10 protein-coding genes are annotated in these 9,641 nt (G+C 74.3%); 4 read left to right on the top strand and 6 right to left on the bottom strand.

Annotated features, from left to right (window positions below; genetic code table 11):
• Positions 1–160: 160 nt before the first annotated feature.
• Both IE312_RS24250 and IE312_RS24245 read left to right on the top strand, forming a co-directional pair.
• Complete coding sequence (locus IE312_RS24250; RefSeq protein WP_189984436.1) at positions 161–1,174, top strand: YihY/virulence factor BrkB family protein; 1,014 nt, start codon at positions 161–163, stop codon at positions 1,172–1,174.
• 140 nt (positions 1,175–1,314) lie between these two features.
• Positions 1,315–2,154 (top strand): MBL fold metallo-hydrolase, encoded by an 840-nt coding sequence (locus IE312_RS24245; protein WP_189984435.1) that lies wholly within the window; start codon positions 1,315–1,317, stop codon positions 2,152–2,154.
• 2 nt (positions 2,155–2,156) lie between these two features.
• Here IE312_RS24245 and IE312_RS24240 read toward each other — a convergent pair whose 3' ends face one another.
• Both IE312_RS24240 and IE312_RS24235 read right to left on the bottom strand, forming a co-directional pair.
• Positions 2,157–2,996 carry an SDR family NAD(P)-dependent oxidoreductase gene (locus tag IE312_RS24240; protein ID WP_189984434.1) on the bottom strand — a complete coding sequence of 280 codons (840 nt, stop codon included), beginning with the start codon at positions 2,994–2,996 and terminating at the stop codon, positions 2,157–2,159.
• Positions 2,997–3,223: 227 nt separating this feature from the next.
• Positions 3,224–3,919 (bottom strand): type 1 glutamine amidotransferase domain-containing protein, encoded by a 696-nt coding sequence (locus IE312_RS24235; protein ID WP_189984433.1) that lies wholly within the window; start codon positions 3,917–3,919, stop codon positions 3,224–3,226.
• A 100-nt stretch (positions 3,920–4,019) separates the two neighbouring features.
• On the opposite strand from IE312_RS24235, the gene IE312_RS24230 reads away from it, so the two are divergent.
• Positions 4,020–5,009, top strand: coding sequence for a LysR family transcriptional regulator (locus IE312_RS24230; RefSeq protein WP_189984432.1), 990 nt, complete (start codon positions 4,020–4,022; stop codon positions 5,007–5,009).
• 44 nt (positions 5,010–5,053) lie between these two features.
• Here the strand turns inward: IE312_RS24230 and IE312_RS24225 are convergent, their stop codons facing one another.
• A complete protein-coding gene (locus tag IE312_RS24225; RefSeq protein ID WP_189984431.1) occupies positions 5,054–5,653 on the bottom strand; it encodes an HD domain-containing protein in 600 nt (199 codons plus the stop codon).
• A gap of 190 nt (positions 5,654–5,843) precedes the next feature.
• Between IE312_RS24225 and IE312_RS24220 the strand changes: the two genes are divergently transcribed.
• On the top strand, positions 5,844–6,200 hold the full coding sequence (locus IE312_RS24220) for a cupin domain-containing protein (protein WP_189984430.1): 357 nt from the start codon (positions 5,844–5,846) through the stop codon (positions 6,198–6,200).
• A 29-nt stretch (positions 6,201–6,229) separates the two neighbouring features.
• Here the strand turns inward: IE312_RS24220 and IE312_RS24215 are convergent, their stop codons facing one another.
• The 3 genes from IE312_RS24215 to IE312_RS24205 all read right to left on the bottom strand — a co-directional run bounded on the left by IE312_RS24215 (position 6,230) and on the right by IE312_RS24205 (position 9,483).
• Positions 6,230–7,210 (bottom strand): pyridoxal-phosphate dependent enzyme, encoded by a 981-nt coding sequence (locus IE312_RS24215; RefSeq protein ID WP_189984429.1) that lies wholly within the window; start codon positions 7,208–7,210, stop codon positions 6,230–6,232.
• 63 nt (positions 7,211–7,273) lie between these two features.
• Positions 7,274–8,629 carry a vWA domain-containing protein gene (locus IE312_RS24210; RefSeq protein ID WP_189984428.1) on the bottom strand — a complete coding sequence of 452 codons (1,356 nt, stop codon included), beginning with the start codon at positions 8,627–8,629 and terminating at the stop codon, positions 7,274–7,276.
• The gene (locus IE312_RS24205) at positions 8,626–9,483 is read right to left on the bottom strand and encodes an AAA family ATPase (RefSeq protein ID WP_189984427.1); all 858 of its coding nucleotides are present in this window, start codon (positions 9,481–9,483) and stop codon (positions 8,626–8,628) included. The genes IE312_RS24210 and IE312_RS24205 overlap by 4 nt, the downstream gene beginning before the upstream one ends.
• Between the last annotated feature and the right edge of the window lie 158 nt (positions 9,484–9,641).

Raw genomic sequence — 9,641 nt, 5'->3', positions numbered from 1 at the left:
ACGAGCCGGAGATCAGGCGCGCCATCGCCTGGCACAACAGCCATCGGGGGCCGGGGGCGGTAACGTGACCCCGGCACGGAACCGGCACTCCCGGCACTCGCGCACCCGCCACTCCCCGCGGGCGGGCTCCGCCGCCACGGCCGTTCACCGGGGATGAGTCATGCACGTTCTCGCGCGCCTGGACGCTTACCAGAGAAGGCACCGCTGGGTGGGCCTGCCGCTCGGTGTGGTCTACAAGTTCTACGACGACCAGGCGCTGTACCTCGCGGCCCTGCTCACCTACTACGGCTTCCTCTCGCTGTTCCCCCTGCTGCTGATCCTCGTCGTGGTCCTGAGCACCTTCCTCAGCGACGACCCCGCGCTGCGCCAGCGGGTCCTGGACTCCGCCCTCAGCGAGTTCCCGGTCATCGGTGACCAGATCGGGGAGAACATCCGCTCCTTCCACGGGAACGGTGCGGTCCTGGCCGCCGGCATCGTCGGCAGTCTGTACGGCTCGCTGGGGGTCGCCCAGGCCGCCCAGTACGCACTGAACAAGATCTGGGCCGTCCCGAGGCACGCCCGCCCCGACCCGCTGCGGTCGCGCCTGAAGGGCCTGGCCTTCCTGCTCGTCCTGGCACTCGGTCTGTGCGCCCTCACCCTGCTGTCCGTGGCGGACTCGGCGACGAACGTCCTCGGCGCACGGCTGCGGGGCGGGACGTGGTTCGCGGCCACCGCGGGTGCCGTGTGTCTCAACACGCTGTTGCTGCTGTCGAGCTACTGGCTGTTGACCCACCGGCCGCTGCCGCTGCGCCGGCTGTTCGGAGTGGCGCTGGGCGCCGCCGTGGCCTGGCAGGCACTGCAGTGGGTGGGCTCCTACTACGTGAGCCACGTCCTGCGCGGGGCCACGGCCACCTACGGCATGTTCGGCATCGTCCTCGGACTGCTCGCCTGGCTGTACGCCGCGGCGCTGATCTTCCTCACGGCCGCCGAGGTGGGGGCCGTGAGGGTCATGCGGCTGTGGCCGCGCAGCCTGCTGACACCGTTCACGGACCGGGTGCACCTCAGCCCGGCGGACCGCCGCGCCTACCAGTCCTACGCGGCGACGGAGGCGTTCAAGGGCTTCCAGAAGATCCGGGTGCAGTTCGAACCGCCGCCCGGCCCGCGGCACGGCGAACCACCCGACGACGTCCGCTGAGCCGGTCAGCCCCGCGAGCGGTGCGCGTGAGGCGGAATCGAGTACTCCGCACACGGCTTAGGGACGTGCCGGTGAGGAACCCGGTCGGCGGAACGAATGGCGACGACCTCAGACGGCTCGACCGCCGGGCAAGGACCGCGATGACCACCTTCGACGATGCGCTCGACCTCCACTTCATCGGCAACGCGACGGTCCTGCTGCGGTTCGGTGAACTGACCCTGCTGACGGACCCCAACTTCCTCCACCGCGGCGAGCTGGCCCACCTCGGCTACGGCCTGGTCAGCCGCCGGCTCACCGAACCGGCCCTCGACGCGGCGGACCTGCCCCGGCTGGACGGCGTCGTCCTGTCCCACCTGCACGGCGATCACTGGGACCGCCGGGCCGGACGCCACCTCGACCGCTCGGTACCGATCGTCACGACCCGGCACGCGGCGCGCCACCTGCGCACCTGGCAGGGGTTCCAGCGGGCGGGCGGGCTGCGGACCTGGGAGAGCTGCACGCTCACGCGCGGCGGGGCACAGGTCCGTGTGACCTCGCTGCCCGGACGGCACGCCCTGCGGCCCGTGCTGCGGAGCCTGCTGCCCCCCGTCATGGGGAGCATGCTGGAGTTCGGTCCGGTGGACGGGCCCGCCCGGCTGCGGCTGTACGTCTCGGGGGACACCCTGCTGTTCGACGGCCTGGAGGAGATCTCCCAGCGCTTCCCCGCCGCCGACCTGGCGGTGCTCCACCTGGGAGGCACCCAGTTGCCCGGCGGGTTCGTGGTGACCATGGACGGCGCGCAGGGGGCCGAACTCGCCCGGCGTCTCGACTACCGCCGCGTCCTGCCGGTGCACTACGACGACTACACCGTCTTCCGGTCCCCGCTGCACGACTTCCTGACGGAGGCGCGCAGGCTGGGGCTCGAGGAGCGGCTCCTGCACTGCCCCCGGGGACGGCACGCACGACTGGTCCCGGGCGGCGACCGGCCCACCGTCCGGTGACCTCACCGGCCCCGAGCGCCTGCGTCGTCTCCTGCGTCGTCCTCCCCGGCCGTCCCGGGCTCCGCCATGGAACGGTGCGCGGCGGCCTTGGCGCTGTCCGGCAGCACCTTGTTCGCCAGGCCCTGGGCCTTGGTCTTCAGCGAGCCGGTGACCGCCTTGGCCCGCCCTTTCGTGATCGCGTCGAAGGCCTGCCGGGCGACGTCGGCCGGGTCGTCCTTGTCCGACGTACCGATCTTGGTGTCGCCCATGTCCGCCCGGCGGAAGAAGTCGGTGTCCGTCGGGCCGGGCATGAACACGGTGACGGTGACGCCCGAGTCCTTCACCTCGTTGCGCAGAGCCTCGGCGAAGGACTGCACGAAGGACTTCGAGGCGTTGTACACCGGCTGGAAGGGGCCCGGCATGGTCGCCGCGATCGACGACGTGAAGGCCAGCCGGCCCGTGCCGCGGCCGAGCATGTGCCGCAGCAGCGGCTTCGCGAGCCGCACGGTGGAGACCACGTTCAGATCGATGACGGCGAGGTCGTCGTCCAGATCGGTGTCCGCGAACGCCCCGCCCTGCCCCACTCCGGCGTTCAGGACGGCGATCTCGACGGGGAGGCCGGCCGCGGCCTCGACCAGCCGGTCCACCCCGGCCGCCTGCCGGAGATCGGCCTGGACGGCTCGGACCTCCACACCGCTCTCCCGCAGGTGCCGGGCGGCCTGGTGCAGCCGGTCGTCCTCGGCGTTGACCAGCAGGTCGTAGCCGTGCTCGGCGAACTCCCTGGCCAGCTCGTACCCGATCCCGCTGGAGGCCCCGGTCACCAGGGCGAGCGGCCTGTCGTCATTGCGGTCCGGTTCACTCATGCGCTCCGGAGTAACCACCGCCGCCCGCCCCAACCGCCCGCCACACCGTTCGGAGGATGCGCCACGCGGCGGCGTACGGCCGGCGTTCCTGACCCGGGGCCGGTACGTCCACCGGCGCCCGTCGCGTCTGCTCCCGGCGGTGCCGGGCCGTACCGGTCGGCGCGGCGGCCCTTCGGCCCGACGGGACGCGGCCGGGCGGGCGGCGGTCCCGTCCCGGCCCCGTGCCGTCAGCTCAGGTGCTTCAGCAGTTCCTCGGCGACCGGGGCCGAGGACGCCGGGTTCTGGCCCGTGATCAGGTTGCGGTCGACCACGACGTGCGGCGCCCACGGTTCGGCGGCGCGTACGTCGACGCCCGCCTCGGTCAGCCGGTCCTGGAGCAGCCACTGGGCCCGGCCGGCGAGGCCGCCCTGGGTCTCCTCCTCGTTGGTGAAGGCCGCCGCGCGGTAGCCGGCGAAGGCGTTGGTGCCGTCGGGACGGACCGCGGCGAGCAGGGCGGCCGGACCGTGGCAGACCACGGCCAGCGGCTTGCCCGAGTCCAGGGCCGCCACCAGCAGCCGGCCCGACTCGGCGTCGACGGCCAGGTCCTCCATGGGGCCGTGGCCGCCCGGGTAGAAGACGGCGGCGAACTCACCGAGGTCGACCTCCGCGAGCTTCACCGGCGTCCGCAGCTCGGTCATCTCCTCCAGCGCGCGGGCGACCCGGTCGGCGCCCTCCTGGCCACCGTTGAACTCCGGGGCCAGGCTCGCCCGGTCGACCGTCGGCACCACACCGCCCGGCGTGGCGACGACGACCTCGTGCCCCGCGGCCTTGACCGCCTGGTACGGGACGACGGCTTCCTCGGCCCAGAAACCGGTGGGGTGCCCGGTGCCGTCGGCGAGCGTCCAGTGATCGGCACCGGTCATCACGAACAGGATCTTCGACATGGGGGTCTCTCTCTCGCGTGTACGGGGAACGTGTTCCGTCGAAGACCGTAGGCGGTCACACCCATAGGCATCCAATGAAGGATCCGATGGCTGCCATTGGATGCCCTATGGGTCGGCGGGAACAGCCCGCGGTGATACTCGGACCGTGGAGACCGCTTCCCTCGACCTGAACCTGCTGCGCACCTTCCTCGCGGTGTACCGCTCCGGCTCCTTCACCGGCGCGGCCCGCCTGCTCGGACTGTCCCAGCCGACGGTGACGACGCAGATGCGCGCGCTGGAACGGCAGACCGGCCGGGAGCTGTTCGAACGGCTGCCGCGCGGAGTCACGCCGACCCCGGTGGCCGACGAGCTGGCGGCGCGCGTCGCCGCGCCGCTGGACGAGCTCCAGTCCGTCGCCGGCCCCACCCCGCCGGCCGGCGCCGCGGCCGAACCGGTCCACCTGGCCGGCCCGGCGGAACTGCTGTGCACCACGGTCCTGCCGGCCCTCGCGCCGCTGGTCGCCGACGGCGTACGGCTACGGGTGGCGACCGGCCTGACCGATCCGCTGCTGGACGAACTGCGCGCCGGCCGCCACGACCTGGTGATCGCCACCACCCGCCCGCGGGGCCGTACCCTGCACGCCGTTCCGCTGACCGACGAGGAGTTCGTGCTGGTCGCGGCACCCGTCTGGGCCGAGCGGCTGACGGACCGCCGGCGCGCGCAGGACACCGAGGGCCGGGAAAGCGGCGAGCAGGGCACCCTCGACCCCGCCGCCCTGCACGGCGTCCCGCTCCTCACCTACGCCGAGGACCTGCCCATCGCCCGCCGCTACTGGCGGCACGTCTTCGGCCGGCGCCTGTCCCGTACCGCCGCGGTGACCGTGCCCGACCTGCGCGGGGTCCTCGCGGCCGTGGCCGCGGGCGCCGGGTTCAGCGTGCTGCCCCGCTACCTCTGCCAGGACCTGCTCGCCTCCGGCGCGCTCGTCGCACTGCTGGAACCGCCGGACCCGCCGATCAACACCGGCTACCTCGTCCAGCGGCCCGGCGTCTCCGACAACCCCGACGTGGCCCGCGTCCGCGCCCTGCTGCTGCGGGCGGCACGCGGCTGGTAGCCGGCCACGCACGACGTCCTCGCACCACGGCCTCGCGCACCGGGTCACCTTCGGGTGAGCGGGTGGGACGTCTGGTAGGCCAGCCTGCGGTCCGCGCCCTCGCCGATGGCGGTGAGGGCCTCGTCCAGCTCCATGAACCACTGCCAGGCCGGCCGGCCGTCGGCCCCGGCCAGCCGCGCCACCACCAGGTCCTCCAGCTCCGGGACCCGTCTGTTCTTCCAGACCTTGTCGGCCAGGCTCACCAGCAGGTCCGCCACCCCGGTGCCGGGAGCCGTCCAGGACGCGTGGGTGCCGGCGAACCGGGCGAGTCCGGCCGGCACCCCGTACGTCAGCAGCAACTCCCGCCCCGCCGCCTCGTGTCGCGAGCCGGGACCGGACAGCTCGGCCGGGTGCAGAACCTTGCCGATGTCGTGCGTGGCAGCACCGAACAGCACCGCCTCGGCGTCGAACTCCAGGTCCGGGCAGTGCCGTTGCGCCCATACCACCAGCTGGGCCGCGACGTCGTGCACCGCCCGGAGGTGGGCCACCAGCCGGGGCGGCGCGTCGGCCCGCTCCAGCAGCACGGCGGCCTGCCCGGGCAGGGGGCGCAGCGGCGGATCGTCCAGGGCGTCCGTCGCGAGGGACGCGGCACCGGGGGCTGTCATCGGGCCAGCGTAGCCGCGGCCCGGGCGGCGACATCGTTGTCCCATGTCCCCGGATGGCGGGGCCGGGTGGCGGGGCCGACGATGGTGCCGTGGGGTACGGCCGCCGCCGCAGCACCGGTGCCGTCCGAGGCCGCCGGGGGACGGAGGCCGGCCCCGGCCGCGGTCAGCGGCCGGAAGGGAGGACACCGTCATGCTGGAAGTGAAGACGGTCGAGAAGCCGGACGAACGGCGCGACTTCCCCCGCGGCCACCTCGAAGCCCTCCACCTGACCGGGCTCGACTTCGCGGTGGGCACGTTCGAACCGGGGTGGCGCTGGTCGGAGTCGGTGGCGCCGATCGCGGGCACCGAGAGCTGCATGGTCCACCACAACGGCTATGTGCTGCACGGGCGGATGCACTTGCGCATGGACGACGGCGGCGAGGCGGAGGTCGGCCCCGGCGATGTGTTCGTGTGCCCGCCCGGCCACGACGCCTGGGTGGTCGGTGACGAGCAGGTCGTCGTCCTGGACTTCGCCGGGACGATGGCGAACGAGTACGCGAAAGGCTAGCTCCACACCGCCGTCCGTCCGCGCGGCTGTCAGCCCGCGACGTCGAAGGCCCGCGCCCCCTCCTCCGCGAACCCGACCGCGTCCGGGTGGCCGAACAGACCCGGGAGGCCGCCGGTGTGGAGGAGGACCGTCCGCTCGCCCGGACGCACGGTGCCGTCGGCGACCGCGGCGCGCAGGCCGGCGAGGGCCCGGCCCGTGTAGACGGGGTCCAGGGGCAGGCCCTCGGTGCGGGCGGCCAGCCGCAGGGCGTCCCGTACCGGACCGGTCAGGGTCGCGTACCCGGCGCCCACCTGGTCCCGGCGGATCCGCAGCCGCTCCGGCACGACCTCCTCCGCGGTGAGCGGTGCGGCGAACTCGGCCACCTTGGCGGCCGGGTCGGCCAGCGCGCCCACGTCGACGCCCAGAACCGTCTCGCTGCCCAGGGCCGCGACCAGCCCGGCCATCGTGCCGCCCGAGCCGAGCGCCACCACCGCCGTGCGCAGGTCCGGCAGGCGCTCACGCAGTTCCGCACCGCAGCGCAGATAGCCGCGGGCGCCCAGGACGCCAGAACCGCCGAACGGGATGAGTGCCGGCCGGGCGCCGCCGGCCCGCAGCCGCGCGCAGACCTCGGCGGCCGTCGCGTCCAGCCCGGCCTGGTCCACCTGGCCGGCCCAGGCGAGCCGGGCCCCGAAGAGGCCGTCGAGGGCCAGGTTCCCGGAGTGGGAGGCGCCCGGTGAGCCGCGCAGCACGAGGACGACGGCCAGGCCGAGCCGGGCGCCCGCGGCGGCGGTCAGCCGGGCGTGGTTGCTCTGCGGGGCCCCCGTGGTCACCAGCGTGTCGGCGCCCTCGGCGAGGGCCGCGCCCACCGTCCACTCCAGCTTGCGGATCTTGTTCCCGCCGCCGCCGAGACCGGTCAGGTCGTCCCGTTTCACCCACAGGTCGTCCGGTCCGAGCCCCAGCGCGGCGGCCAGCCGGGGCGCCGGTTCCAGGGGGGTGGGGAAGGTGCCCAGCGGCACGGGCGGGTGAGTCATGGCGACGCGTCCTCGGGTCGGGTCCTGCGGTGGAATCAGTGGATCACGGACCGGAGCCCGGCGTCACACCGGCAGCAGCCCCGCGACGAGTGCGCTCAGCTGCCGGGCCGTGCGGCACTCGTGCATCCGGACCAGCTCGGCGTAGGCGGGCGCGGCCGAGTCGCCGGTGCCCCAGCGGTCGCGCGGCTCGGGGTTCAGCCAGTGGACGCGCCGGGCCCGCCGGGCCAGTTCGCGCACGGCGGGGAGGTTGGGGTCGCTCATGTTCGTCCGGGCGTCCCCGAGGACGAACACGGTCGTGCGCGGGCCGACCGCAGCGCCGTACCGCTCGGTGAACTCGCCCAGTGCCACGCCGTAGTCACTGCTGCCGTGCCAGCCGGTGAGCACGGCCTCGGCACGGATCCGGGCGCTCAGCCCGTCGGGGTCGGCGCGGCCGTGGCCGAGCAGGCCGGTGACCTCGTCGAGCCGGTTGACGAAGGCGAACACGCGGACCTTGCCGAACTGGTCGTGCAGGGCCTGCACGAGGAGCATGGTGAAGTCGGAGAAGCCGGACACCGAGCCGGACACGTCGCAGAGCAGCACCAGTTCGGGCCGGACCGGGCGGCGCCGGCGCAGCACCGGCCGCATCGGCACCCCGCCCGTGGACAGCGACGAGCGCAGGGTGCGCCGCAGGTCGATCGTGCCGCGCGCGGCCCGGCGGCGGCGCGCGGCCAGCCGGGTGGCCAGCTTGCGCGCCAACGGCTGTACCGCGCGGCGGAGTTCGGTCAGCTGGTCCCGGTCGGCGATCAGGAAGTCGACCCGGTCGGCGGTCGGCCGCACCGCGCGCCGCGCGATCTCGTCCCGTCCGCGCCGCTCCGCGACCCGGCGCCGGGCCTCGGCCCCGACCAGCCGCCGGAACTCCTCGATGCGGTGCCGGATCTCGTCGTCCAGCAGCCGGTCGGCGAACCCGGCGCCGGGGCCGCCCGCCCGGCCCCGGATGTCGGCCCGCACCCGGGCCAGCAGGGTCTGCGGGCGCAACCGGTCCAGGGTCTGGTACGCCGACCAGCCGTCCGAGGCCGGTGAACTGCCGTATCCGCCCAGGCCGTCGACGGCCTCCGCCGCCAGCCGGGCCATCAGCGCCCGGTCGTCGGCGGCCAGCGCCTCGGCGAGCCGGTCGCGCAGGGTCTCCCGGTCCCGGGGAGCGTCCTCGGGGCCGCCGATCCCGCGCGGGAAGTACAGGTCGAAGACGGCGTCGAACAGAGCCCGTTGGCCCGGCCCGTGCAGCAGGGTCGCCGCCAGTCCCTCGCGCAGCAGCTCCCGGTCCGCGAGGCCCAGCGCCTCCACCGCCCGCGCCGCGTCCACCGTCTCCCCGGTGCCGATCCGCACCCCGTGCGCGCGCAGGGCGGCGGCGAGGCCCGTGATCCGGTCGGCGACGGCGGTCACAGGGCGTCCAGGTCGAGCTTGGCCGCCGCCTTCTGGATGTCGTCCTGGTGCTTGAGGATCACGCCGAGCGTGTCCCGTACGAGGTTCTCGTCCAGGGTGTCGGCGCCCAGTGCGAGCAGGGTGCGCGCCCAGTCGAGGGTCTCGGCGACGGACGGCAGCTTGCGCAGGTCCATCGCGCGCAGCGCCCCGACGACCCGGACCACCGACGCGGTCAGCGCCTCGCCGAGGCCCGGCACCTTCAGCCGTACGATCCGCCGCTCGAGCTCCTCCTCGGGGAAGCCGATGTGCAGGAACAGGCAGCGGCGGCGCAGGGCCTCGGACAGTTCGCGGCCGGCGTTGGAGGTGAGGACGACGAACGGCCGGCGGGTCGCGGTGACCGTGCCCAGCTCCGGTACGGTGATCTGGAAGTCGCTCAGCACCTCCAGCAGCAGCCCCTCCATCTCGACGTCGGCCTTGTCGGTCTCGTCGATGAGCAGCACCGTCGGCTCCTCGCCGCGGATGGCGGTGAGCAGCGGGCGGGGCAGGAGGAACTCCTCGCTGAAGATGTCGGTGCGGGTCTCGTCCCAGCTCTCGTCGCGGCCGGCGCTGATGCGCAGCAGCTGCTTGGCGTGGTTCCACTCGTACAGGGCCCGGGACTCGTCCACGCCCTCGTAGCACTGGAGCCGGACCAGACGGGCGGCGGTCACCTGGGCGACGGCCTTGGCCAGTTCGGTCTTGCCGACCCCGGCCGGGCCTTCGACGAGCAGCGGCTTGCCCAGCCGGGCGGCGAGGAAGACGGTGGTGGCGACGGCGGGGGAGGCGAGGTAGCCGGTCCCGGCGAGGCGGGCGGAGACGTCGTCGACGGACGTGAACAACGGGGGCCTCCGGCGGGGTAGGGGAGCATGCTCCGGGAAACAACGGCCGAGGACCTATCTAAGCGCTTGTTCAGCTCAGGCGCCACGGGTACGGGCCCGGCCGGAGCACCCCGAACGCCGACGAAGGCCCGCGCCCCCGCCACCGGCGCCACCCGCGC

Source organism: Streptomyces capoamus (assembly GCF_014654935.1).
Taxonomy (GTDB): domain Bacteria; phylum Actinomycetota; class Actinomycetes; order Streptomycetales; family Streptomycetaceae; genus Streptomyces; species Streptomyces capoamus.
Note: the sequence above shows the minus strand (reverse complement) of the source record. Positions and strands in the feature narration are given on the sequence as shown.

Bases quoted from the DNA above. Each gene is read 5' to 3' on its own strand.
- IE312_RS24220 (WP_189984430.1), top strand. From the start codon at position 5,844: ATGCTGGAAGTGAAGACGGTCGAGAAGCCGGACGAACGGCGCGACTTC.
- IE312_RS24250 (WP_189984436.1), top strand. From the start codon at position 161: ATGCACGTTCTCGCGCGCCTGGACGCTTACCAGAGAAGGCACCGCTGG.
- IE312_RS24215 (WP_189984429.1), bottom strand. From the start codon at position 7,210: ATGACTCACCCGCCCGTGCCGCTGGGCACCTTCCCCACCCCCCTGGAA.
- IE312_RS24230 (WP_189984432.1), top strand. From the start codon at position 4,020: ATGCCCTATGGGTCGGCGGGAACAGCCCGCGGTGATACTCGGACCGTG.
- IE312_RS24225 (WP_189984431.1), bottom strand. From the start codon at position 5,653: ATGACAGCCCCCGGTGCCGCGTCCCTCGCGACGGACGCCCTGGACGAT.
- IE312_RS24245 (WP_189984435.1), top strand. From the start codon at position 1,315: ATGACCACCTTCGACGATGCGCTCGACCTCCACTTCATCGGCAACGCG.
- IE312_RS24240 (WP_189984434.1), bottom strand. From the start codon at position 2,996: ATGAGTGAACCGGACCGCAATGACGACAGGCCGCTCGCCCTGGTGACC.
- IE312_RS24235 (WP_189984433.1), bottom strand. From the start codon at position 3,919: ATGTCGAAGATCCTGTTCGTGATGACCGGTGCCGATCACTGGACGCTC.